Genomic DNA, 26,090 nt, shown 5'->3' on the forward strand with positions numbered 1-26,090 from the left:
TAAGGTTTAAATATATCTGTTAACGATGTTTTCCAGAAGTTCCTGTTTGCCGCTTAAAGTTTCAGGCTCACCTTTTTCAATTGCATAATTGGCCAGATCTTCAAGGCTCAATTTACCATTTTCAAAATCTTTACCTGCACCGCTGTCATAAGAAGCATACCTCTCTGTTCTTATTTTTTTATAATCAGATTTCTGCAAAATGTTATCCGCAGTGATCAATGCCCTTGCAAAAGTATCCATACCGCCGATATGTGCATGAAAAAGATCGGCTGCATCGGTTGAGTTTCTTCTGATTTTTGCATCAAAGTTGATCCCACCGCCTTTTAAACCACCGGCTTCTAAAAAGATTAGCATGGTTTCTGCCAGTTCATTGATGTTATTCGGGAACTGGTCGGTATCCCAGCCATTCTGATAATCCCCTCTGTTGGCATCCATAGAACCTAAAAGCCCTGCATCGGCAGCTACCTGTACTTCATGCTGGAAAGTGTGACCAGCCAGTGTAGCATGGTTTACTTCCAGGTTAAGTTTAAAGTCGTCCATCAGATCGTATTTACGCATAAAGCTGATTACTGTGGCTGCATCATAATCGTACTGGTGTTTAGTAGGCTCACATGGTTTTGGTTCAATTAAGAACGTACCTTTAAATCCTTGTTTACGTGCATAATCTTTTGAAGCATGTAAAAATTTTGCCAGGTGTTCCTGCTCGCGTTTCATATCTGTATTCAGCAAGCTCATATAACCTTCACGGCCGCCCCAGAATACGTAATTTTCTCCGCCAAGGGCGATCGTTGCATCTACTGCAAATTTAACCTGTGCAGCACCATGTGCCAGTACGTGGAAATTAGGATTGGTAGAAGCACCATTCATATACCTGCGGTGAGAGAAAAGATTGGCTGTTCCCCATAATAGCTTTACGCCGCTGGCTTCCTGTTTTTGTTTGGCATATTCCACCAAAGTCTGCAGGCGTTTCTCATTATCTTTTACATCATTGGTATAATCTACCACATCTACGTCGTGAAAACAGTAAAAAGGAAGGTTCATCTTAGTTAGAAACTCAAAGGCGGCATCCATTTTATCTTTTGCCCTTTCTATGGCATCAGATTTTTCATTCCATGGGTGGATAATGGTTGGCTCTCCGAAGGGATCTCCTCCTGTAGCCACAAAAGAGTGCCAGTAAGCACCTGCAAAACGCAAGTGGTCTTTTAATGTTTTTCCCGCAACAATTCTGTTCTCATCATACCAGCGGAAAGCCAGTGGATTATCTGAATCTGCACCTTCGAATTTTACTTGTCCGATTCCTTTGAAGAATTCTTTTTCTCCTGTAATTACATTTGTCATATCAGCTATATTATATTTTGGATTAATCTTGTTTGTTTAAAAAACTGAGCCAGTCCTGGTAAACTGTTTCATAGGTTTCTGTATCTGTTGGTTCTACCAATTGCAGGGGTTTGATATTGCTGAAAGCTTCAGCAGGTGTTGAAAATGTTCCGGCACCAATACCAGAACCTAAAGCGGCGCCAACGCTGCCGTCATTCTGATACAATTCTACGGGTACGCCCGTGCTGTTCACAAAAGCTTCCAGGAACAGGTCGCTTAAAAAGAGATTGGCTTTTCCTGCACGGATTACACTGGGGTTAAGACCGTTGGAGCGCATGATGTCAAATCCGTAGCGGAAGGCAAAAGCAATACCTTCCTGTACACCGCGAAAAAGATGCGCTTGCGTATGCAAGTTAAGATCGAGGTTCTGAAAATGGGCGCCAACGATCTTATTGTTGAGCATACGCTCGGCGCCATTGCCAAAAGGCAATACACGCAGGCCTTCGGCTCCTGTTTTTATCTTCCCGGCTTCGGTGTTCATAGCCTCATAGGTCATGGACGAACCAATTAAATTCTTTGTCCAGCGGTTTAGACTGCCCGTTCCATTGATACAGAGCAATACACCGAGGCGTTTCTCTTCTTCTGTATAGTTCACATGCGCAAAGGTGTTAACCCGTGATTGTGGGTCATAAGTCAGCTGATCGCTAACGCCGTAGATCACACCAGATGTGCCTGCTGTTGCGGCAACTTCTCCGGGCTGCAGCACATTTAATGACAGCGCATTATTCGGCTGATCACCTGCTTTATACGTAACGGGTGTTCCCTGCGCCAAACCTGTCAGCTGTGCAACCTGTGCGGTTACCCTGCCATGTTCGGCAAAAACAGGTTTTATTTCCGGAATAATCGCATAGTCAAAACCATAATAGGTCATGAGTTCAGCAGATAAACTGTTGGTCTGGAAATCCCAGAAGATGCCCTCCGACAGTGCAGAAATACTTGTTGTAATAGCAGAAGTTAACTTCATGGCAATGAAATCCCCGGGCAGCATGATCTTGTCGATCTTTGCAAACAGTTCGGGCTCGTTATTTTTTACCCAGGCCAGCTTGGAAGCCGTAAAATTACCGGGTGAATTGAGCAGGTGGGAGAGACAGAAGTCATGTCCCAATATTTCGAAAGCATCATTTCCTAGTTCTACAGCACGGCTGTCACACCAGATAATACTATCTCTCAATAGCTGTTGATCTTTATCTACCAGTACCAATCCATGCATCTGGTAAGCAATGCCTATAGAAGTAATATCATGGGGATTAAAAGTTCCTGTTTTTTTGCAGCGTTCAAATGCGTGCAGCACATGATCCCACCACATCTCTGGTGACTGTTCGGCCCAGCCGGGATGTTTTGCAGTGATCAGGCTTTCTTCGTCGGGATACTGTGCTGAGGTGATTACCTGCTGTGTTTGCGCGTCCACTACAGCTACTTTTATCGAAGAAGTGCCGATGTCTATTCCTAGTAATAACATATTTATTTTTTTTGTTATTGCAATTGTTAAGTTTATACTGGTTATCGGCAACTAATTTAGCTTAATAATTTTAGTATGCAATCGATTGCCTGATTATTTTTTTGCATTTTTGTATTTATAATGAAACGTCAGAAAAGAACTACCATCTACGATATTGCCCAGCGGCTTAATTTAGCGGCCTCATCTGTGTCCAGGGCATTGAGTGACAGCCCCAAAGTTAATGCCGCGACCAAAGCCCTGGTATTAAAAACTGCCCTGGAAATGAACTATCAGCAAAATGCGATGGCTTCAAATTTAAGAAAAGGCAATAATCCAACCATCGGCGTAGTGGTACCGCGTATCAATCAGAATTTTTTTTCCAATATCATTGCCGGGTTGGAAGAGGTGACTTATAAAAAAGGATATAACCTGATCATCTGCCAGTCGAACGAATTGCATGCCCGCGAAGTAGATTGTGTAAACGCACTGATTAACCAGCATGTAAGTTGTATCATTATTTCTATTGCTGCCGAAACAGGAGATCACAACCACCTGCAGCAGGTGCTCGATCATCATATCCGGCTGATCCAGTTTGACAGGGTAGTAGAAGAACTCGATACTTTTAAAGTGATCAATGATAATGAACGTGCTTCTTTTGAAGCCGTTACCCACCTGATAGAACAAGGATACAAAAGAATCGCCTTACTGGAAGGGCCGCAGGATATCAATATCTTTCGCCAGCGTAAAGAAGGATATCTCGCCGCGCTGAAAAATAATGGCTTTCCGATACTGGAAGAACTGATGTGTGAAAATGCCTGGACGAAGGAGTTGGGGGCGGTCGCTACTGTTCAGTTACTGAATTTGCCCGAACCTCCTGATGCCATATTTGCTTCTACTTCTGATTTTTCTGCTTTGGGTGTGCTGGAAGTAGCTACCGATAAGGGGATCTCTGTCCCTGACGCTTTGGGGATCTGCGGTTATTCCAATGAACCTTTCACAGAAATTACCAGTCCTTCTATTACTACGGTAGATCAGTACAGCGTGAGCATGGGTAAAACTATCGCTAATCTTTTCTTCCAGGAAATGGAAGTTTTTGAACACAGCGTAGAACCTAAGATCGTGAGCATAAAACCCAAATTAATTGTTCGTAAGTCTACGCAGAGAAAGATATCGTCCTAATTTTCTAAGACCTGTTATCCGCTGTTTTAAATAATGCAACGGATTGCATTTTATTAAAATTTTACTACTTTAGACCAGTTTAAGGTTTGGCCTACATGAAAACAGATAAAATTATTACGATTTATGATATTGCTGAGAAGCTAAAACTGGCGCCATCAACCATTAGCAGGGGTTTACAGGATAATCCTGCCATTAATCCGAAAACAAGGAAAAAGATATTTGATACTGCAAATGAAATGGGTTACCGTTTCAATACGTTTGCCCGTAACCTGCGCAATCAGAAGACCAATATGATTGGGGTGATCGTGCCGAGATTAAACAGTTATTTTATTTCGGCCATGCTGGCTGGAATAGAAAAAGAGCTGAACAGCGCCGGTTATAACATGCTGATCAGCCAGTCGCTGGAATTGGAAGAAAATGAAGTGAAGTATGCAAAGGCCATGATGCATAACCGGGTAGATGGATTAATTGTTGCCCTGGCAGCAAATACAAGTAACCTGGATCATTTTGATGAATATATCCGTCACCAAATCCCTCTTCTTTTTGTAGACAGGGTGATAGAAAATGAGGATTTCAATAAGGTAGTGATCAATAATTTAAAAGCGGGTTATGATATGACTTCCCACCTTATTGGCCAGGGATGCAAGAGCATTGTCCACCTAACAGGTAACCTGATGCGGAATGTATACCAGGACAGGAAAGCTGGTTATCAGAAAGCCCTTGCAGAACATGAAATTCCTTATGAGGAAAAGCTGGTGCTGGAAACTGACCTGACGGAAGAATCTTCTATTAAAGCGGCTAAGCAGATCTTAAATATGAAAATCAGGCCGGATGCACTTTTTGTAGCCAACGATTTGTCGGCTGTGATTTGTATGAAAGTTTTTAAAGATGCAGGCCTGCAGATTCCACAAGATATTGCGGTAGCTGGGTTTAACAACGATATCAGTTCGCGGATCTCTGAACCTATGCTAACTACAATCAATTATCCCGGTGAAGAAATGGGGAAAATTGCTGCCAGGCACCTGATCTCTCAGATCAATGGAGATAGCGACCTGACATTGACCAATACTATTATTTTGAAATCTCAACTGGTGATCAGGGCATCATCACTAAAAAATAACATTTAATGGATACACAAAAGAAAGTCGCCATTGTTACTGGCGGTGCAGCGGGACTTGGATTGGCTATCACACAAAAGCTAGTGAAAGAGCAGATTCAAACCATCATGATCGGAAGAAATGAGCAACAGCTTCAGGAAGCAGCTTCAACACTAGGTGATTTATGCAGTTATAAGGTGCTTGACCTGCAGCATCTGGCACAGATCCCATCCTGCGTTGAAGAAATTGTCAATGAATTTGGGCAGATCGATATTCTGGTGAATAATGCAGGGATCAATCAGAAGAAAGCTTTTACAGAAGTAACAGATGAAGAGTTTTTACGGGTGATACAAACTAATGTACTCTCTGTATTTTCGTTAAGCAGGGAAGTGAGTAAGGTCATGATTGCCGCAGGCGGTGGGGTGATGGTAAATATAAGTTCTATGGCTGCTCAATATGGCATTCCAAAGGTGATTGCTTATACTGCCGCTAAGTCGGCCATAGAAGGGATGACCAGGGCGATGGCGGTAGAATTATCACCAGTGGGTATCCGGGTAAACTGTGTGGCCCCGGGTTTTATTAAAACGGCTATGTCTTCCAAAGCCTTGGATGATGATCCCGAAAGGAAAAATAAAGTGCTTTCCAGAACCCCAATTGGACATTTAGGATTGCCAGAGGATGTAGCTGATGCGGTATATTACCTGAGTACGGCAGGGGCTAAATATGTAACAGGAATTATTATGCCTGTAGACGGCGGTAATTCAATAGGTTTTTAATTAAAAGACAATCGATTGCAATAGCTTATGATAAACTTTGAACAAAGCATGCGCTGGTTTGGTCCTCATGATCCGGTTAGCTTAAGTGATATCCGCCAGGCGGGCTGCACTGCGGTAGTGACGGCATTACACCATATTCCTGTTGGGGAAATATGGACTATCGAGGAAATTCTGGAAAGGAAAGCGCTGATCAATGATGCAGGAATGTTATGGCATGTGGTGGAGAGCCTGCCCGTGCATGAGTCCATAAAAACGCACAGCGGAAATTACCCCGGGCTCATTTCTAATTATATTTTAAGTCTTGAAAACCTGGCTTCCTGTGGGTTAAAAGTAATAACCTATAATTTTATGCCTGTGCTGGACTGGATGAGGACAGATCCGTTTTATACACTGCCTGATGGGAGCAAAGCTTTACGTTTTGAACGGTCAGCTTTTATCGCTTTTGACCTGTTCCTGCTGCAAAGACCGGGAGCAGAAAAGGAGTACAGCGAAGCAGAGATTGCCCAGGCTAAAGCTAAATTTGAAAGTATGGATAACGCAGAAAGAGATTACCTCTTTAACAGTGTTTTATTGGGATTGCCAGGTGCTGATGACCAGTTTACTCCTGAACAGATCCTGGAAGCCCTGCAAAGTTATGCTGATATTGATGCCGTAATATTAAAAGATAACCTCAGCTTTTTTCTCCGGGAAATTATTCCTGCGGCAGAAAGTGCGGGGATAAAAATGGCCATTCATCCTGATGATCCTCCATATGCTATCTTGGGCTTGCCCCGGATAGTGAGTACCGAAGAGGATCTTGCTTTTATCGCAGCGGCCTGCCCTTCTGTAGCCAATGGGATTTGTTATTGCACCGGTTCTTTAAGCGTAAGGCCAGAAAACGATCTCTGTAATATCATATCCAGGTTTGGAGAACTGATCCACTTTGTGCATTTGCGAAATACACAGAGTGACCAGTATGGCAATTTTTATGAAGCTGCCCATCTTGATGGTGATGTAGATATGTATGCCGTGATGAAAAAGCTGATCCTGCTGATGCAGGAGACAGGAGTTACCTTACCGCTCAGACCAGACCATGGGCACCAGATGCTGGACGACCTGCATAAAAAAACATATCCGGGTTATTTTGCAATTGGACGTCTGAAAGGACTGGCTGAATTGAGAGGCCTCGAAATGGGAATAGCGAGATCTATTTAATTATACAATTTAATCATAACCAAATATGAACAGACTGATGAACAGGGAATTGATCCTGCTGCTAAGCGTGCCCTTATTTTTGCTGGGCGGTTGTAACGGGCAACAAAAAAGCAAAGAGATGGAGACGGTTAAAGCCGATCCTTTTAAGGGGGCTATTTCTAAACCTTTAATTACCAAAATATATACCGCAGATCCGTCTGCGCATGTTTTTGAAGGTAAGCTCTATATTTATCCTTCCCATGATATCGATGCGGGGATACCCGAAAATGATAACGGTGATCATTTTGCCATGAAGGATTACCACATTTTTTCCCTTGACAGTATCGGAGGCCCGGTAACAGATCATGGCGTAGCTTTAACCGTGAAGGATATTCCCTGGGGCGGCCGCCAGTTGTGGGCGCCTGATGCCGCTTTTAAAAATGGAACTTATTACCTGTATTTTCCGCTGAAGGATAAAAAGGATGTGTTTAAGATTGGAGTAGCTACTTCTATATCTCCTTCAGGGCCTTTTGCTGCGGAGAAGGAACCGATAAAAGGAAGTTTTAGTATTGATCCCGCCGTTTTTACGGATACTGATGGCAGTACCTATCTATATTTTGGGGGAATCTGGGGAGGACAGTTGCAGCGATGGAATAAAGGCGTATATGATGCAAATGGTTCCAAGACCGATCTTAAAAACGATACTGCACCGGCATTAACGGCAAAGGTGGCTAAACTGGGTCCTGATATGAAACAGTTTGCAGAGCAAGTTAAAGATGTAGTGATCCTTGATGAAAAAGGAAAGCCTTTGCTGGGAGGAGATCACGACAGGCGCTTTTTTGAAGGTTCATGGATGCATAAGTATAATGGAAAGTATTATTTTTCTTATTCTACAGGTGATACCCATAAACTAGTTTATGCCATTGGTGATACCCCTTATGGGCCATTTACCTATAAAGGGGTCATTATGCTGCCTGTAATGGGCTGGACCACTCATCATTCTATTGTGGAGTATAAAGGAAAGTGGCTCATCTTTTATCATGATACGGAGTTGTCTAAAGGGAAAACCCATTTAAGGAATGTTAAAGTCACTGGGCTGGAACATGAAGCCGACGGCACGATAAAAACTATCCATCCCTATCAACAATAAGTTTTATTATTAAAATACCATTCGGTACATTTGACGTATGGAGAAGGGTATATCTAAAGCAGAACGTACCCGGCAGTTTATTATTGAATCTACTGCCGGGATCTTTAATAAGAAGGGTTATGTAGGTACTTCAATGGCCGATATGACCGAGGCTACCCGCTTGACAAAAGGCAGTATTTACGGGAATTTTGAGAATAAGGAAGAAGTGGCAATCGCTGCATTCGACTACAATTTATCCAAAGTACATCAGGCCGTTGAACAACGCTTTAAAAAAGCAATTACCTATCATGATAAACTAATGGTTTATGCAATGGTGTACCATAGTTTTATGGGAGGCACTTTCCCCGAGGGAGGCTGCCCCATTCTGAATACAGCAATTGAAGCTGATGACACCCATACCCCGCTCAAAGAAAAAGCTGCAGCAGCGGTAATTCAATGGAAAAAGAAGCTGATCACACTGATGGAGGAAGGTGTGAAGGCCGGGGAGTTTAAATCCGTTGTGGATAACGATCAGCTGGCACTTTCTATTATTGCTTTGGTAGAGGGAGGGATGATGATTGCCAAGGTTACGGATAGTCCTGCAAATCTTGATAAAGTATTGAAGACTGTGGAGCTGTTGATTTCGCAGTTAAAGGCTTAATCGTCCTGAGATGATCTAAGTTTAAAAATCGATATACTGTATTCCGGCTGAAACCTTTGTTCGCTGCGCTCTCAAAATTTCTAGGCCGTCATACAGCATATCGATTTTTTGACAGGTTATCCAAAGGGATTTCTCTACAGCAAGCGCTAATACATTCTTCCGGAAAATCTATTGAAAACATCCATTCAGTTGTACAACTCGTTCTCCAAATAGCTTTTTTAGTGATTTTCTTAGACCAATCAGCTACAAAGCCCAGTCAGTAGTAGTACAAATTTTCTGTAAGCCAACTTGTTAGTCATTCTTTAAGGCCGATCAGCTACAAAGCTTAAGCAATGGTGCTACACGTTTTTCTATAAGCAACTCTATTTTCCATCCTGCTATCTGCACCCTGCAATGGATGAACCCCAAAAAAAAGGAGTGTGCTGTTTGATTGCCTAGGACTCTTGCAAGCGTAGCGCAGCAATATTCCAGCAATCAAACAGCACACTCCTTTTTACAGCGAAGCAGGGTGATCTTATATAGCTTTGAAAACTACAATTCCATTATGGCCGCCAAAGCCAAAAGTATTACTCATGGATACTTTAACTTTAGCCTGGATAGCTTCTTTAAAAATAATATTCAGGTTACCCGGAATAGCAGGGTCCAGTTCCTGGGTGTTAATGGTAGGCGCGATTACGCTGTCTCTCATCGATAATAAACAGATAATTGCTTCAATAGCACCGGCAGCACCTAATAAATGGCCTGTCATCGATTTTGTAGCACTAATTTTCATGTTATTTTTTCCTGTGCCCAGTAATTTAATCACAGCATTTACTTCAGAAAGGTCGCCTACTGGCGTAGAGGTAGCATGTGTATTTAAGTAATCTACATCATGAATGCTTAAGCCAGCTTCTTCCAAAGCTTGTTTCATTGCATGTGAAGCACCTAAGCCTTCAGGATGTGTTGCTGTCATATGGTAAGCATCAGCAGTCATTGCTGCGCCGCCAATTTCTCCATAAATATGTGCACCACGTTTTACTGCATGTTCATATTCTTCCAGTACCAGGGCACCGGCACCTTCACCCATTACAAATCCGTCACGGTTTACGTCAAAGGGTTTTGAAGCGGTTTCAGGAGAGTCATTCTGTGCAGACATGGCTTTCATAGCACAAAAACCACCTACAGAAGAAGCCGATATTGGTGCTTCCGAACCACCAGTCACAATGATCTTGGCTTTACCCATACGGATATAAGTGAAGGCATCCATGATGGCTGTATTGGAAGTAGCACAGGCAGAAACAGTAGTATAATTGATCCCCATATAACCATTACGGATGGAAATCATCCCTGAAGCCATATTGGTAATAAGTTTAGGCACAAAGAACGGGCTGTAACGCGGAGTGCCGTTGCCTAAAGCAAATTCAGCGGACTGCTGCTCAAAGGTATCCATTCCGCCTTGTCCCGAACCCCAGATCACACCTACATCAAAAGGATCCATTTTTTCAAATTCAAAACCAGAATCTTTGATGGCTTCATCAGAAGCTACCAGGGCATATTGTGTAAAACGGTCTGTTCTTTTAACATCAGACCTGTCTAAAAATTTAGTAATATCAAAATCCTTGAGTTCGCAGGCAAATTGTGTGCGGAATAGGGTAGCATCGAAGCGGGTGATTTTTGCAGCGCCGCTTTTACCTGCTAAGGTATTGCTCCAGAAAGTATTTACATCATTTCCTAAAGGGGTTAATGCCCCAATCCCAGTGATAACAACTCTTTTTAACATACGTTTTTTTATAATTAATAATTGAGCTTGCTTTTAAGGCAGCTGATTAAAGGGTCAAAAGTAAGATTATATTTAATACCAAATGGTATAATATAGTGATATTTTTGTCAGATCCTTCTATCCGGATGCGAAAATACAAATATTACGGTGCAATTAGCTGAATTCTTGTTCGGCAAGCAGATTGCCTGCTGATATTTTTTCACAGATTGCTGCAAGGGGAAGGTATTTAAGCTGATATGATTATATTTGAAGATTAAAATATTAAAAATAATGTCAGATCAGAAAAAAGAAATATTCGACAGTGTTGCTCAGCGACTCAAAAGTGAAGGTTTTAATGTAGTTAACCGTGATGAGACCCGTCCATGGGGAGGTTTTTTTGTTATCGATGAAGACCAGGCACAACAGTTTGCCAACGTTTATTTTGACGGATTGAATGTAGAAGAACTTAAAATTTCAGGTAAGTTGAGCCCTAAAATTTTAGTTGTAGCCCCTAACACTCGTCTTTCGTGGCAATATCATCACCGTCGTGCCGAAATATGGCGCGTGGTAAGCGGTAACGTAGGTGTAATTACCAGCGATACTGATGAGCAGGGACCTGTTCAGCAATTGGTACCAGGACAAACCATTAAATTGAAACAGGGAGAAAGACATCGCCTGGTAGGTTTGGACGACTGGGGAATTGTTTCCGAAATCTGGCAACATACTGATCCTTCTAATCCATCTGATGAATCTGATATCGTGCGTGTATCAGACGATTTCGGAAGATAATTTATTTTATAGATGTACCCTGCTTAATCCGGGTACATCTATTTTCTCTATTTTTGTGATTTAAACATCCGGGTGGATGTTTTTTTTCGTTTGTATACCCATCATTATGATTATTCTACTATTTTTTCTGTTACACTGGTTTTTATCATTATTCTCACAAACTTTCTTTTTGCACCGCTATGCTTCGCATAAAATGTTTAAAATGAATCGTTTCTGGGAAAAGTTTTTTTATACCATTACCTTTTTATCGCAAGGGTCTTCTTTTTTAAACCCTCGTGCCTATGCTATCCTGCACCGCATGCACCATGCTTTCAGTGATACAGAAAAGGATCCGCATTCACCGCATTTTGTAAAAGATGTATGGGGAATGATGATACAGACAAAAAATATTTATCTGAATTATGCCAAGTACAACGAAGAGCCTGAAGAGCAATTCCGCGATAAATATCCATCCTGGCCAATTGTAGATAAAATTGGGAATTCCTGGATGATGCGTGTTGTATTTATCAGTTTCTATGTATGGTTTTATGTCACTTTTGCCACTGCGTGGTGGATGTTCCTCTTATTGCCGGTACATTTCCTGATGGGGCCATTACATGGTGCTATCGTTAACTGGTGCGGGCATAAATATGGTTATTCCAACCATGATAACAACGACCATAGCAAAAACTCATTGCCGCTGGATTTTCTGATGATGGGGGAACTGTTTCAGAATAATCATCATAAAAAACCTAATAACCCAAATTTTGCATCCCGATGGTTTGAATTTGATCCTACGTATCCCCTGATGAAGGTGATGCACTGGCTCCATATCATTCGGATCAGAAAAGTATAGCCTATGAATAACATCTCATTTTTAAAAATTATATTTTCCCTACTGCTGGTGTGGATGTGCTACAAAGTGATCGGCACCAGTATCGAAAGTAATTTATTTAAAGAATGGGATTTTCTGGGCGGCATTCCATGGATGCGTGCTACACTTTGGGATTTTTATGCCAATATCTTTGTGATCTATCTATGGATCCTCTATAAAGAGCGTTTTATCGGATTAAAAATTATATGGCTGATCTTATTGATCTGCCTTGGCAGCATTGCCACCTGTATATATGTTTTGATACAATTGTTTAAACTAAAACCAGGTGAGGGCATTGCTGAATTAATTGGCCGCAAAAACTAAACGCTTATTTATTATATATGACTCCTTACTGGTTAATATTAATCTGTCTGCTGACTTGCTGCCTGATTATGTCTGCTGTATGGCTTTGGGCCAGGAAAATTGAGAATGCCGGGGTGGTAGATGTTTTTTGGTCGTTCAATTTTCCGGTAATCGCCATTATCATTTTTTTTCTGGGAACAGGTTTGCAAGCGCGTAAGCTGATGATCTGTTCTATGGTCGTGCTGGCAGGTATCAGGCTGGGTGTCCATTTATGGAACCGTGTGATTGGCCATTTGGAAGAAGAGGAGGGCAGATATAAACAGCTGCGTAAAGAATGGGCACCAAAAGCCAATCAGAAGTTCTTCTTTTTCTTTCAGTTCCAGGCGATATCCAATGTAATCCTGGCTGTACCTTTTTTCCTGATCGGACTTAATCCTGCGCCGCAGATCAACGCTTTGGAATATACAGGGCTTGGTTTATGGGTAATTGCAGTTGTAGGGGAGGCCATGGCCGACTGGCAGCTGCAGCAGTTTAAAAAGGATCCGGCAAATAAGGGAGAGGTTTGTGCTGCGGGTTTATGGTATTACTCCCGCCATCCGAATTATTTCTTTCAGTCGCTGATGTGGATTGCTTATTTCGTCTTTGCCTTATCAGCTCCGCTGGGATGGATTGCAATGATTAGTCCCGCTATCATTTTATACTTACTGTTCAATGTAACGGGTATCCCGGCAACCGAAGAACAATCTTTACGGTCGAGAGGAGATAAATACCGTCAATACCAGCAAACTACCAGTGCCTTTTTTCCCTGGTTCAAACTCAAAAAATCCTGATCAACGCTTCATATGTGGTACGATAGCTTAATACAACAAAACAAACTGCCTGATTTTATCCTGAGAAAAGGAGTACGTAATTTGGTAAAACAACGTCTTAATGATGAAATTGCCGGTGATGCTGAAATTCAACAGCAACGATTCAATGCACTGCTGGAGGAATTGAGAAATTCCCCGATTGCGATCAATACAGCAGATGCCAATCAGCAGCATTATGAAGTGCCTACAGAATTTTATCAGTACTGCCTGGGCAAACACCTGAAATATTCTTCAGGATACTGGAAGGATGGAGTAACAGCTATTGATACTTCAGAAGAAGATATGCTGGAGATCACCTGCCAGCGTGCCGATTTGCAAAGCGGGCAAAACGTTTTAGAGCTGGGATGCGGATGGGGTTCGCTGTCATTATATATGTCGGCCAAATACCCTGACAGTAAATTCACTGTAGTATCCAATTCAAGTACCCAAAAAGCCCACATTGATCAGGCTGCTAAAGATAGAAATATTAAAAACCTGACGGTAATCACGGCAGATATGAACACTTTCCAGATCGACCAAACCTTTGACAGGGTGGTTTCTGTAGAAATGTTCGAGCATATGCGTAATTATCAATTGCTGCTTCAAAAAGTAGATGGATTTCTAAAAGCGGACGGTAAACTGTTCGTGCATATTTTTACGCATGAAACCCTGGCCTATAAATTTGAGGTAAAAGATGAAACCGACTGGATGAGCAAGTATTTCTTTACCGGCGGTATCATGCCTTCCAATCATCTGCTGACTTATTTTAATGATGACCTCACGATAGAGAATCTTTGGGTAGTGAATGGAATGCATTATTCCAAAACTTCAGAAGCCTGGTTGAGCAATATGGATCGGCATAAAAAAGAGATCATGCCTATTTTTGAAAAGACTTATGGTAAAGATCAGGCTTTAAAATGGTGGGTATACTGGCGTTTATTTTACATCGCCTGTGCGGAATTATTTGGCTACAGGAATGGTAATGAATGGATGGTATGTCATTATTTATTTAAGAAAAACGCTTAGATGGAAAAAATTGCCATTATAGGAACAGGTATAGCCGGAATGGGCTGCGGACATTTTCTCCATAAAAAGTATGACCTTACTTTTTTTGAAGAACTGAATTATGTGGGTGGCCATACCAATACAGTTACCATAGATGAAAATGGAAAACCGGTTTATATTGATACCGGGTTTATGGTTTTCAATTATCAGACCTACCCAAACCTGTGTGCGCTGTTTGAAGAGATCAAGGCTCCTGTAAAAAAAACAGATATGTCTTTTAGTGTGCAATATTTACCTGCCAAACTGGAATACAGCGGGTCGAGTTTAAATCATCTGTTTGCACAGCGAAGGAATATATTTGATCCGTCCTTTTTAAAGATGCTGATGCAGATTAATCGTTTTAATAAAGAAAGTGTAGAGATCCTTGATCAGCCCAAGTATGCGGATTATTCCATTGGGCGTTATATTGAGGAATTTGGCTACAGCCAGGATATGGTATGGAAATACCTGATCCCGATGAGTTCCGCAGTTTGGTCTACGCCAATGGAAGATATTCTTGATTTTCCTGCAGTTTCTTTGATCCGGTTTTTTAAGAACCATGGTTTTCTGGGTTTGGATACACAACATCAGTGGTATACGCTTCATAATGGTAGTCAGGCTTACCGTAAGTTACTGATTGCACCTTTTCGCGACCGTATTCAGCTGAATAAAAAGATCAAAACAGTGGAACGCCTGGAAGATGGCAAAGTGAAAGTAACAGCTGCTGATGGCACTGAAGGTATATTTGACAAAGTAATTATGGCTTGTCATGCTGATCAGTCTTATCGGATTGTTGCCAACAAAACTGCTGATGAAGAGCGTCTGTTAGCTAAATTTAAATACCAGCCTAACAAAGCTGTTCTGCATACTGACAGGAAACTCATGCCCAAAAAGAAACTGGCATGGAGCAGCTGGAATTACAGGGTAGAAGAGAAAAATGGGAAGTTGATACCAAGTACCATTTATTGGATGAACCAGTTGCAGCAGGTTTCAGATCAGCAGGATTATTTTGTATCTATCAATCCCTCTGCACAGCTGGATCCTGAAAAGATCCTGAAAGAAATTGATTATGAGCACCCCCTGTTTGATGTAGCGGCCATGCAGGCGCAGCAGGAATTGTATCTGCTGAACCAGAAAGGTCCGGTTTACTATTGCGGAAGTTATTTTAAATATGGCTTTCATGAAGATGCTTATGCCAGTGCAGTAGAGCTGTGCCAACTTATTCCCTGATTAGCATGAACTCATCCATTTATACCTGTAAGGTAATGCACAATAGATTGTCGCCCAAAAAGCATAGCTTTTGGTACAATGTATATCTATTTTACCTGGATCTGGATGAAATTCCATTGTTGGCAAAAAAGCATTTTTTCTTTGGTTTTCATCGTTTTAACCTTTTTAATTTCCGGGATAAAGACCATTTGCAGCTACCGCGTGAAAATCCTGATAACACTAAAAGTGTAAGGGAACACCTTACACATTATATCGCTGAACACGGTGTTAGCCTGGGGAGGGGCAAGGTGATGTTGTTGACCAATCTGGCGGTATTGGGTTATAATTTTAATCCTGTATGTTTTTATTTCTGTTATGATGAGGGAGGGGAACCGCTTTGCGCAGTAGTAGAAATTACGAACACTTACCACGAGAAGAAACTGTTTTTCCTCAGTTCTTCGGAGTTGGAAGGGAACAGCTTCAGGCAGCAGGCAGAAAAATATTTTTATGTTTCCCCATTTACGGACCTGGATACAACTTTTGATTTTAACCTTGTCATCCCCGGAGAAAATCTGGATATCAGGATTGATGATTATGATAAGGAAGGAAGGCATTTTTTTATCAGTACGTTAACAGGTAAGCGAAAAGCATTGACTAATATCGCCTTGCTCAGACATTTTTGCTCCATTCCTTTGATCCCTTTATGGGTAATGGGAATGATCCACTGGCAGGCCTTTTTGTTATGGAGAAAAAAGATAGCTTTTCATCCGAAGGCTGCAAACCAGACCTTACAAAAGGACGTATATAAACCAAATAACAAATAAATAGGACTATGCCGGTGCTCTCTGTTGCTCAAAATAAAACTGGATTTTATGAAAATGCAGTGTTGAACCTGATCAGTAAAATGAATAAGGGCAGTCTTTCTTTATCTCTTCCCTGCGGGCAGCAACTGGAGATTGGAGACGGTAAGGGAGGAGTGAAAGCGACTATTATTATCAAGGACCAGGCTTTTTACAAGAACTTGGTATTGTATGGCGATATAGGCTTTGGAGAAGGATTTGTCAATGGACTTTGGGATACAGATAACATCACCAATGTGATCAAATGGGTATTGTTGAACATAGAAAATGCCCCATCAGTTTCCGGAAGCAAGACTAAAACGGTTGCGCTAAATATTTTCAAGTGGTTTAACCGAATTTACCATAACAGCCGGTCTAACACTATTGCCGGTTCTCAGAAAAATATTTCGGAACATTATGATCTGAACAACGATTTCTTTGCCACATTCCTTGATCCTACCATGACCTATTCCAGCGGTTATTTCCTGGATGAAAAAACATCTTTACTGGATTCGCAATATGCCAAATACGAACGTCTGGCTAAACAGATGAATTTGCAGCCTACCGACCATGTACTGGAAATTGGCAGTGGCTGGGGCGGTAATGCGATCTATATGGCTGGTACTTATGGTTGCAAGGTGACTTCAGTTACCATTTCTGTAGAACAGCAAAAGCTGGCTACAGCACGTGTGGCAGCTGCCGGCCTTACTGATAAAGTAGAGGTTATTATCTGCGATTACCGTGATATAGAAGGAGAATTTGATAAGATTGTTTCTATAGAAATGCTGGAGGCTGTAGGGCACAAATACTATGACGAATATTTTGCCAAGTGTAATGAAGTGCTTAAACCTAACGGGATACTGGCTTTCCAGGTGATTACCAGTCCTGATTCGAGATATATGAGTCTGCGTAAAGGGGTAGACTGGATACAAAAACATATTTTTCCGGGTTCGCTATTGCCTTCAGTAGCCAAGCTAAATGAGTCGATCAATAAAACAAGTGATTTGACTATGGTAGACCTGAAAGATATGGGATTGGATTATGCGCGAACACTGAATTTATGGTGTGAACGTTTTAATAAAAACATTACGGAAGTTAAAGCTTTGGGCTTTGATGATACTTTTATCCGTAAGTGGCAGTACTATCTTAATTATTGTGAGGCTGCCTTTGCCATGCGTAATATCAACGTAATGCAAATGGTATATACCAGGCCAAACAATACCAAACGTTAAAACACACACCAATAATTTCTTAGAAAGCTCCCATAGGAGCTTTCTTTGTGTAATAGCCTATGATGCGGTAGGTAGTTTTGCGCATAAAAAAGCCCCGGTTAAAACCAGGGCTCCTATAAATGATTTAAATAGCTATTAATCTGTTTTTGCTTTTGGTCTTGAACCGCTAAATCTTCGGTTACCGCCATTGCCACCACCCGCTGGTTTTCTTGCACCGCTCAGGTTGGGTTTATGTTCGGTTCTCTCCGGGCGTCCGCCTCTCGCAGGTTTAGCTTTTCCCTTTGCTTTTGCAGCTGCTGCGCCAGACATCAGGCTTTGCCAACTCATTGCATAAGGATGGTCTTCCTGAACAGGGATCTTAATGGCGATTAACTTTTCGATATCATCCAGGAATTCCTTTTCTTCTCCATCACAGAAAGAGAAAGATATACCGCTGTTTCCTGCACGGCCGGTACGGCCAATACGGTGAACATAAGTTTCAGGAACGTTAGGTAATTCATAGTTGATAACGTGGGTCAGCTCGTCTACATCAATACCGCGTGCGGCAATGTCAGTAGCTACCAGGATACGCGTAATTTTTGCTTTGAAGTTTGTTAAAGCTCTTTGTCTCGCGTTTTGCGATTTATTTCCGTGGATAGCTTCTGCTTTCACGCCAACTTTAATCAGGTCTTTAACAATACGGTCTGCACCATGTTTAGTACGGGTAAATACAAGTGCTGTAGCAATTGATTTATCTTTTAAAATGTGCAGCAGCAGATTTTTCTTATCGTTTTTATCTACATAATAGATAGACTGCTCAATTTTTTCTGCGGTCGAAGAAACAGGAGTTACTTCAACTTTTAAAGGATTGGTTAAGATCGTATCTGCCAGTTTCTGAATTTCTGCAGGCATTGTTGCCGAGAAAAACAAGGTCTGTCTTTTAGAAGGCAGTTTAGCGATAGTTTTCTTTACGTCATGGATAAAGCCCATGTCCAGCATCCTGTCGGCTTCATCCAATACAAAGATTTCTACGTCTTTCAGGTTGATAAAGCCCTGGTTCATCAGGTCTAATAGTCTTCCCGGAGTAGCGATCAGGATATCTACACCGCGGTGCAGGGCATCAGTTTGTGCTTTCTGACCAACACCACCAAATATAACCAGGTGACGAAGGGAAAGGTTTTTGCCATATGCCTTGAAACTTTCTTCAATTTGTATGGCAAGCTCACGTGTTGGCGTTAATACCAAAGCTTTGATTGGTCTTGGGCCTTTAACATTTTGGTGCTCGTTGTTCAACAGTTGAAGCATAGGAATTGCAAATGCCGCCGTTTTACCGGTTCCGGTTTGTGCACAACCTAATAAATCTCTTTTCGTTAATATAGTTGGAATAGACTGTTCTTGTATAGGGGTTGGGTTAGTGTAACCCTCTGCTTGCAGCGCTTTTAAAATAGGCTCAATCAGGTTTAAATCTTCGAATAACAATGTGTATGAATTTTAGTGAATATAATCATGAAGAAACGCTAACAATCAGCAGGTGTTTAGTTTAACGGATTGTATTTTGTACAAACAATTACGTTTCGCTACAAATATACACATAAGTTCTGTAAAATTATTCTTCTTTAAAACGGCTGAAGAACAGCAATGCCAGTATACAGAGTACGAAACCAACAACGCCGTTCAAACGCAGCCCGAAGTCATTCCCAGGATCTTTTCCATAAATAGTAAGCATGGCAAATACAGCAATACCTACTGTTTGGCCTAGTTTTACAAATAAATATTTAACTGCAAAGAACATCCCTTCGTGGTTTTCTCCCGTTTCCAGGGTGTCATTTTGGGCAATATCGGCCAATATAGCATTGGGCAATATACCCAGTGCGGCAAGCGGAAAAGAAGCGCAAACCACCAGGATAAACATTTGCATGATAGGCGTAAAGGGAAGGTGCCCCAGGAAATAAATGGTTACAAAGATGAGGCTCAGTACCGCAAAGGCGGCTAAAACCAGTGGTTTCCGTCCAAAACGTTTTGCCCCGTAATTGATAAAAGGATAAAAAAACAAGGAAAGTACCACCATGATTCCCATAAACATACCCCCGTTGGATTCGGGAAGATGGAGCAGGACAGTAACAAAGTAAAGCAGTCCGCTGGAGATAATGCTTAATGCGGTGTAATAAGAAAAATCTGAGATCAGGTAATATTTAAAGTTTGTATTCCTGAAGGTATTTCGGATAGCGGGCAGTAGTGCAATATGCGTTGGTTTCCCTTCGCTGTAATCCTTCTCACGGATAAACAGTATAGGCATGATCATTACAAATCCGGAAAAAATAGCTAATCCATAAATGGCATCCTGAAGCGCTTCCATTCGGTTAAGGATATGAAAATTGCGCTGGATGAGGTCTGCGAAATTATTGGTGAGCGCAGAGAGGATCATTCCCATTACAAAACCTACCTGCTGGAAAGTAGATAATTTTACTTTTTTTTCTGTAGTATGGGCCATTTCGGCCAGCAGTGCATTATAAGGAATAATATAGGTAGTTACTGACATGAAAAAACCGATCAGCATAAAGGTAAGCCACCATGCATTGGCCGTTGATTCTGAATGTTTGAGGGGATGAAAGATCAGTCCGCAAAAGATAACCGCGGGAATAATCGCATACCGCATAATTGGAATCCTTCTTCCATTGGGATTTTCACTGGCGTCACTTATCGAAGCAATAAAGGGATCATAAAAAGCATCGAACAACCTTCCTGATGCCGCTATTAGGGAAAGAATATTAAATGCCCCAAAGACAAGTAATTGCGGGACAAGAGGAGTTAAGCCAGAGTTGTTGGGCGGCAAATAAAAATAGGGAAGCATTACAATAATGGTGTTGGTCATGATACTCCATCCCATCATCCCTGCGGCATAAGCAATCTCCTTTCTTAACGGCAATTCTTTAACTGGCATCGGCTATTGTTTCTTTTTTGTTGAATAACGTTGAAATAAAATAAATCAGGATAAATGCAGCAAAAATATACAAGCCGTTTAGTGCTGCGGTTGGATCTTCCTGATAGATACTGGCACCTACAAAAAGGAAGAAGGAGATAAACAGGATCGGGATCAAAGGATACCATTTTACGGTGTAAATACTATTTTTATCAATATGAGCGGTGGTTTTCCGAAGGATGAAGATAGTTGCAGCAGAACTTGCTGTTCCGATACATTCCAGAATGATCGTATAATTCAATATTTTGTCGAAGGTCTGTGCGAAGAACAGGGTAATGAGCACCAATGCTGTAAAAGTAGTAAGGCTCACTACCATCACATCGGTTTTTTTATTTTTCCTGGCAAATACAGCGGGTAATGCTTTTTCTTCGCCCATGGCATACATTGCCCTGGGGTTACTGAGCAGGTTTACATTGACATAACCCAGTACGGAGAGAAAGATTACTGCCGAGAGGACCGTGTAACCGGCGGGGCCAAATATTTTTCCCGCTAATATAGATGCAATACTCTGGGCAGTTTTGAGCTGTTCAAAGCCTATCACTTTAACATACGCATAATTGATCAGCAGATAAAGGGTAATGATGATGAACAGACCTAGTTTTATCCCTTTGGGGATAATCTTTTTTGCATCCTTCACTTCGCCGCCCAGGTTAATGGTTTGCGTATATCCTGCAAAAGAAAAGGTAATGGCAATCAGGCATAATCCAAGTGCTTTTCCATAATCTGCCCATGTAGGAAGGCTTCCGGAAGCTGTTTTAAACACAGGCGTTTGTGCAGAAGCGTGGCCTCCAAAGAATATGGCACAGATTAGCGTTAGTATTAAGGTGATTTTGATAATGGTCAGTACGTTTTGCGTTTTCGAACTGGCTCTTAAGCCGAGCAGGTTAATGCCATAAAAGATCAGAACCGTTATACCGGCTATCAGCAAACGGGAAAGATCTGTTTGCATTGCTGGTGGAAAAATAACGCTGCTCAGGTATTCAGATCCGATCAGGGTGACTCCCGCCATAGATCCTGCATTGGTGAGTACCACGATACCATTGATGGCAAAAGCGATGGAAGGATGATAACAGGCGGAGAAGATTTTGTAATATCCGCCGGTTACGGGGAATCGGGAGCCGATTTCTGCGTAGATTAATGCGCCACAATAAGCAACTACACCGCCAATAATCCAGGCTAAAAAGAAGAGTTCGGGGATTTGGGCCTTAGCAGCAACATTGACCGGAGTACGAAAGATGCCCATGCCGATCACCAGGCTAACAACGATCATAGATAGGTCAAAAAGAGAGAGCTGTTTTTTAGACTGCATGCATTTCAGTAATATTTCAGTAAGGTAGTCAAAATGTATATTTGTTGAAAACAGGATCGCAATAAAGAAGGGTATTTAACTATTTTTGTGATATTAGTGACAATCAGAGGCATCGCCAATGTCGTTTTAGTGATTCAATAATATCACTTTTTCTTATTATCTGGTATCGTAAATTTCTTTAATAGTTTTCAAGTTTTTTATTCTCTTTTAAAATATGATTTTAAATAAAATAAGTTTTGTTTTAAGATAATTTATGGTTTTAATGGCTATCTTTGTGTTGTGGCAGGTGGTTGAAACGCTGCTATCGACAGAGATAATTTAAACTAGTAAAACTAAGGTTATGAATGTTACACTTGAAAGTATTGGGGAACTATTAGATGTTAAACTGGAACCCATTAAAAAAGATATTGAGAGTCTAAAGAACGACATGGTATCTGTAAAGAATGATGTTGCTTCTTTGAAAAACGATGTTGAGAGTCTAAAGAATGACATGGTATTAGTAAAGAACGATGTTGCATCTTTGAAAAACGATGTTGAGTGCTTAAAGAATGATGTTGCGTCTTTGAAGAACGATGTTGAGGGATTAAAGAAAGATGTTGCATCTTTGAAAAATGATGTTGAGGGTCTAAAGAAAGATGTTGAGGGACTAAAGAAAGATGTTGTATCTTTGAAAAATGATGTTGAGGGTCTAAAGAAAGATGTTGAGGGACTAAAGAAAGATGTTGCATCTTTGAAAAATGATGTTGAGGGTCTAAAGAAAGATGTTGAGGGACTAAAGAATGACATGATATCTGTAAAGAAAGACATTATCTCTCTTAAGGACGAGGTTGAGTCTGTTAAAAAAGATATATCGGGAGTGAAAGGGCATATACGTCACCTTGAAAAGGTATTTGTTGGTAAATTGGACTGTATTAAAAATGATATCTCGGCCATAAGATTAGATTTACATGCTACCAGACTCCATGTAGAATCAATTAATAACAGATTATTCAAAATAGAAGACAGAATGATCAACGTAGAGTTAAAGGTTGATCAGGCCAATAAAAAGAGTGACCTGGTTTTACATTCTTATTTAGCAACTGCGATATAGTTGCTAAATAAGTTCATTTTGCTGAACACAGACTGTCTGTCCTCGTTGTTTAATTGTTGATAATTCTATCGCGAAAAACACACATATTTAGCTAAATTTGTGATATTACTAAGAATTATGGCAGAACCTATTTATAACGATGACAGTATACGGTCACTCGACTGGAAAGAACACATCAGGTTACGTCCCGGAATGTACATCGGGAAATTGGGCGATGGCTCTGCACAGGATGACGGGATCTATGTACTGCTGAAAGAAATCATGGACAACTCTATTGATGAGTTTGTTATGGGTGCCGGACGTACTATTGATATTACTGTTTCTGATTCTAAAGTGAATGTACGTGATTACGGACGCGGTATTCCGTTAGGAAAAGTGATTGACTGTGTATCCAAGATCAATACCGGTGGTAAATACGATAGTAATGCCTTTCAGAAATCCGTAGGATTGAATGGGGTAGGTACAAAAGCGGTAAACGCATTATCTACTAATTTTGTGGTACAGTCATATCGTGATGGAAAAACTAAAAAGGTAGAATTTTCAAGAGGAGAGATTGTTTTGGATCATCCTATTATCGATACTACACAACGTAACGGAACAGCCATTACATTTTATCCGGATGAAAGCATTTTCAGAAACTACCATTATATTCCTGACTTTGCTGAAAGCATGATCTGGAATTATGTATTCCTGAACACGGGTTTAACTATAAACTTTAATAACCAGAAATATCTTTCTGAACGAGGATTATATGATCTGCTGCATAAAGTAGCCGATGTAGAAAATATTCGTTACCCTATCATTCACCTGAAGGGAAATGATATCGAGATTGCAATGACCCACGGGCAGCAGTATGGAGAAGATTACCATTCTTTTGTGAATGGCCAGCATACTACCCAGGGTGGTACCCATCAGGCTTCTTTCAGGGAAGCAGTGGTGAAAACTATTCGTGAGTTCTATAAAAAAGAATATGAAGCTTCGGATATCCGGGCTTCGATTATAGCGGCCATTTCGGTACGTGTGCAGGAGCCGGTATTTGAGTCACAGACCAAGACTAAGCTGGGTTCACAGAATATGGGACCTGAAGGGCCATCTGTAAGAACTTTCATTAACGATTTCGTAAAGAAAGAACTGGATGATTACCTGCATAAACATACCGATGTAGCTGATGCATTATTGAAACGTATTTTACAATCGGAACGTGAACGTAAAGACATTGCCGGGATTAAAAAACTGGCTAATGACCGCGCTAAAAAAGCATCCCTGCACAATAAGAAACTGAGGGACTGTAAAGTACATTTTAATACTACACACGATAAACGATATGAAACTACTTTGTTTATCACTGAGGGAGATTCTGCATCAGGTTCTATTACCAAATCAAGAGATGTAGATTGCCAGGCTGTATTTAGTTTAAAAGGTAAACCTTTGAACTGTTATGAGCTGACCAAGAAGGTGGTTTATGAAAATGAGGAATTTAATTTATTGCAGCATGCGCTGAATATTGAGGATGGATTGGATGGATTGCATTATAACAATATTGTAATTGCTACCGATGCGGATGTAGATGGAATGCACATCAGATTGCTAATGATGACTTTCTTCCTGCAGTTCTTTCCTGATCTGGTAAGGGCCGGGCACGTATATATTTTACAGACACCTTTATTCAGGGTACGTAATAAAAAGGAAACCATCTATTGTTACAGTGATGAGGAACGCAGGGCTGCTATTGCTAAATTGGGCAGCAAACCTGAGATCACCCGATTTAAAGGGCTGGGAGAGATTTCTCCTGACGAATTTGGATTGTTTATCGGAAAAGATATCCGCCTCGATCCGGTAATTCTAAAAGACCAGACCATTAAAAACCTGCTTGAATATTATATGGGTAAAAATACTCCCGACAGGCAACAGCATATTATCCGTAATTTAAGGATAGAAAAGGATACGATAGAAGAACTGATCTCTGCTGACGCAGATGCAGCCACGGCTGCAGTTTCTGAAGATATTGTAGAAATCGCTGAATCGGCTTAAGCCGGTTCAGCTTTTGTTTGTTCCGGATGCTGGGGAGGCAGTATGTCTACTTTCTCTTCCACCACAGTGATTTGTGTATGTACGGCATACTTGCTCGGCCGTATTCCCCCATCATATTTCTCGGCATAGGCCTGTGTAAATTCTGCACCAAAATATAAGATAATAGAGGTGTAGTAGATCCATAACAGGATCACAATGATAGAACTGGCTGCACCAAATGCGGAAGCCGGGTTACCTTTTTCTATATAGATCCCTATCAGGTATTTTCCAAGGATAAATAGCAATGCCGTAAATAATGACCCCATCAATGCCGATTTCCATCTCAGGTTAACATCAGGTAATACTTTAAATATGATCGTGAATACTGAGGTAACGGCAGCTATAGTAATGGCATTGTTCAGCACATAAATCAATAGGGTAGTCGTGGTACTCGCTAAGGGGATCATATGACCTACTTTGGTGTGGGTAATGATATAGCCAAGCTTAGAGCCCAAGCTGATCACTACACTGTTAATCACCAGCGAAACCAGTAAGAGAAATCCCATAGAAACGATTAGTGAAAAAGATAAGAGCCTATTGGTAATCATTTTTACCCATCCTTGTTTGGGAATAGCCTTTACTTTCCAGATCATGTTGATACTGTCCTGTATCTCAATAAAAATGGCTGTCGCACCAACGATTAGCGTGACTACACCAATAATTAAACCAAAAGTACTTTTTCCGCTTAAGTTGGCATTCTGCACAAAACCCTGTAATTGTTTGGCTGCATCAGTGCCAACCATATCGCTGATCTGGGAAAAAAGTTCCGTACCCGGATTGATCTTATTGCCGAAAAATATACTCGCAGCTGATATGATAATGATGATCAAGGGGGTTAAAGCAAATATGGTATAGTAAGCTAATGCCGCACTTAATTTCATAATCCTATCTTCTATAAAGCCTTTTCCGGCTGCTACAAACAGATGGTAAAGTGCAATAAAGAAATGCTTGATTTTATGTAATGCTACTGATTTCAT

At 41.1% G+C, this 26,090-nt stretch carries 23 protein-coding genes; 16 read left to right on the top strand and 7 right to left on the bottom strand.

The genetic code is table 11. The features are described 5' to 3' along the window. Window positions 1-6: 6 nt before the first annotated feature. Window positions 7-1,338 carry a xylose isomerase gene (gene xylA, locus GSQ84_RS13210; RefSeq protein ID WP_158797743.1) on the bottom strand — a complete coding sequence of 444 codons (1,332 nt, stop codon included), beginning with the start codon at window positions 1,336-1,338 and terminating at the stop codon, window positions 7-9. Between the two features lie 22 nt (window positions 1,339-1,360). Beyond that, entirely contained in the window at window positions 1,361-2,836 is a 1,476-nt protein-coding gene (locus GSQ84_RS13215; RefSeq protein WP_158797744.1) for a xylulokinase, read from the bottom strand. Window positions 2,837-2,956: 120 nt separating this feature from the next. Here GSQ84_RS13215 and GSQ84_RS13220 point away from each other — a divergent pair, with 120 nt between their 5' ends. From GSQ84_RS13220 to GSQ84_RS13245, 6 genes are all read left to right on the top strand, one after another. Beyond that, window positions 2,957-3,994: a LacI family DNA-binding transcriptional regulator gene (locus GSQ84_RS13220; protein ID WP_158797745.1), complete on the top strand. Its 1,038-nt coding sequence runs from the start codon at window positions 2,957-2,959 to the stop codon at window positions 3,992-3,994. A 95-nt stretch (window positions 3,995-4,089) separates the two neighbouring features. Further along, the gene (locus tag GSQ84_RS13225) at window positions 4,090-5,121 is read left to right on the top strand and encodes a LacI family DNA-binding transcriptional regulator (RefSeq protein WP_158797746.1); all 1,032 of its coding nucleotides are present in this window, start codon (window positions 4,090-4,092) and stop codon (window positions 5,119-5,121) included. Next, window positions 5,121-5,867, top strand: a complete 747-nt coding sequence (locus GSQ84_RS13230) for an SDR family NAD(P)-dependent oxidoreductase (protein ID WP_158797747.1) — start codon at window positions 5,121-5,123, stop codon at window positions 5,865-5,867. The genes GSQ84_RS13225 and GSQ84_RS13230 overlap by 1 nt, the downstream gene beginning before the upstream one ends. A 27-nt stretch (window positions 5,868-5,894) precedes the next feature. Beyond that, window positions 5,895-7,061, top strand: coding sequence for a mannonate dehydratase (uxuA, locus tag GSQ84_RS13235; RefSeq protein WP_158797748.1), 1,167 nt, complete (start codon window positions 5,895-5,897; stop codon window positions 7,059-7,061). Window positions 7,062-7,086: 25 nt separating this feature from the next. Continuing rightward, window positions 7,087-8,190: a glycoside hydrolase family 43 protein gene (locus GSQ84_RS13240; RefSeq protein ID WP_371416368.1), complete on the top strand. Its 1,104-nt coding sequence runs from the start codon at window positions 7,087-7,089 to the stop codon at window positions 8,188-8,190. A gap of 37 nt (window positions 8,191-8,227) precedes the next feature. Continuing rightward, window positions 8,228-8,830 (top strand): TetR/AcrR family transcriptional regulator, encoded by a 603-nt coding sequence (locus GSQ84_RS13245; RefSeq protein ID WP_158797749.1) that lies wholly within the window; start codon window positions 8,228-8,230, stop codon window positions 8,828-8,830. A 514-nt stretch (window positions 8,831-9,344) separates the two neighbouring features. On the opposite strand, the gene fabF is transcribed toward GSQ84_RS13245, so the two are convergent. Further along, window positions 9,345-10,589: a beta-ketoacyl-ACP synthase II gene (fabF, locus tag GSQ84_RS13250; RefSeq protein ID WP_158797750.1), complete on the bottom strand. Its 1,245-nt coding sequence runs from the start codon at window positions 10,587-10,589 to the stop codon at window positions 9,345-9,347. Window positions 10,590-10,859: 270 nt separating this feature from the next. Between fabF and GSQ84_RS13255 the strand changes: the two genes are divergently transcribed. From GSQ84_RS13255 to GSQ84_RS13290, 8 genes are all read left to right on the top strand, one after another. Continuing rightward, entirely contained in the window at window positions 10,860-11,357 is a 498-nt protein-coding gene (locus tag GSQ84_RS13255) for a phosphoheptose isomerase (protein WP_158797751.1), read from the top strand. 106 nt (window positions 11,358-11,463) lie between these two features. Continuing rightward, a complete protein-coding gene (locus GSQ84_RS13260) occupies window positions 11,464-12,192 on the top strand; it encodes an acyl-CoA desaturase (protein WP_158797752.1) in 729 nt (242 codons plus the stop codon). A gap of 3 nt (window positions 12,193-12,195) precedes the next feature. Beyond that, window positions 12,196-12,534 carry a DUF1475 family protein gene (locus tag GSQ84_RS13265; RefSeq protein WP_158797753.1) on the top strand — a complete coding sequence of 113 codons (339 nt, stop codon included), beginning with the start codon at window positions 12,196-12,198 and terminating at the stop codon, window positions 12,532-12,534. Window positions 12,535-12,602: 68 nt separating this feature from the next. Then, window positions 12,603-13,343: a DUF1295 domain-containing protein gene (locus GSQ84_RS13270; protein ID WP_158797754.1), complete on the top strand. Its 741-nt coding sequence runs from the start codon at window positions 12,603-12,605 to the stop codon at window positions 13,341-13,343. Between the two features lie 12 nt (window positions 13,344-13,355). Then, entirely contained in the window at window positions 13,356-14,387 is a 1,032-nt protein-coding gene (locus GSQ84_RS13275) for a cyclopropane-fatty-acyl-phospholipid synthase family protein (RefSeq protein WP_158797755.1), read from the top strand. Further along, window positions 14,388-15,635 carry an NAD(P)/FAD-dependent oxidoreductase gene (locus tag GSQ84_RS13280; protein ID WP_158797756.1) on the top strand — a complete coding sequence of 416 codons (1,248 nt, stop codon included), beginning with the start codon at window positions 14,388-14,390 and terminating at the stop codon, window positions 15,633-15,635. Between the two features lie 5 nt (window positions 15,636-15,640). Next, the gene (locus GSQ84_RS13285) at window positions 15,641-16,438 is read left to right on the top strand and encodes a DUF1365 domain-containing protein (protein ID WP_158797757.1); all 798 of its coding nucleotides are present in this window, start codon (window positions 15,641-15,643) and stop codon (window positions 16,436-16,438) included. 8 nt (window positions 16,439-16,446) lie between these two features. After that, window positions 16,447-17,685: a cyclopropane-fatty-acyl-phospholipid synthase family protein gene (locus tag GSQ84_RS13290; RefSeq protein ID WP_158797758.1), complete on the top strand. Its 1,239-nt coding sequence runs from the start codon at window positions 16,447-16,449 to the stop codon at window positions 17,683-17,685. Between the two features lie 135 nt (window positions 17,686-17,820). On the opposite strand, the gene GSQ84_RS13295 is transcribed toward GSQ84_RS13290, so the two are convergent. From GSQ84_RS13295 to GSQ84_RS13305, 3 genes are all read right to left on the bottom strand, one after another. Continuing rightward, a complete protein-coding gene (locus GSQ84_RS13295) occupies window positions 17,821-19,143 on the bottom strand; it encodes a DEAD/DEAH box helicase (RefSeq protein ID WP_158797759.1) in 1,323 nt (440 codons plus the stop codon). A gap of 127 nt (window positions 19,144-19,270) precedes the next feature. Next, window positions 19,271-20,605, bottom strand: a complete 1,335-nt coding sequence (locus GSQ84_RS13300; protein WP_158797760.1) for an MFS transporter — start codon at window positions 20,603-20,605, stop codon at window positions 19,271-19,273. After that, complete coding sequence (locus GSQ84_RS13305) at window positions 20,595-21,953, bottom strand: APC family permease (protein ID WP_158797761.1); 1,359 nt, start codon at window positions 21,951-21,953, stop codon at window positions 20,595-20,597. Before GSQ84_RS13305 ends, GSQ84_RS13300 begins: the two co-directional genes overlap by 11 nt. Window positions 21,954-22,293: 340 nt before the next feature. Between GSQ84_RS13305 and GSQ84_RS13310 the strand changes: the two genes are divergently transcribed. Both GSQ84_RS13310 and GSQ84_RS13315 read left to right on the top strand, forming a co-directional pair. Further along, window positions 22,294-23,043, top strand: coding sequence for a hypothetical protein (locus GSQ84_RS13310; protein WP_158797762.1), 750 nt, complete (start codon window positions 22,294-22,296; stop codon window positions 23,041-23,043). A gap of 117 nt (window positions 23,044-23,160) precedes the next feature. Then, window positions 23,161-25,074 (top strand): DNA topoisomerase IV subunit B, encoded by a 1,914-nt coding sequence (locus GSQ84_RS13315; RefSeq protein WP_158797763.1) that lies wholly within the window; start codon window positions 23,161-23,163, stop codon window positions 25,072-25,074. Here the strand turns inward: GSQ84_RS13315 and GSQ84_RS13320 are convergent. Next, entirely contained in the window at window positions 25,071-26,090 is a 1,020-nt protein-coding gene (locus tag GSQ84_RS13320; protein ID WP_158797764.1) for a YihY/virulence factor BrkB family protein, read from the bottom strand. The genes GSQ84_RS13315 and GSQ84_RS13320 overlap by 4 nt on opposite strands.

Origin of the sequence: Pedobacter sp. L105, from assembly GCF_009765875.1 — a bacterium.
Taxonomy (GTDB): Bacteria; Bacteroidota; Bacteroidia; order Sphingobacteriales; family Sphingobacteriaceae; genus Pedobacter.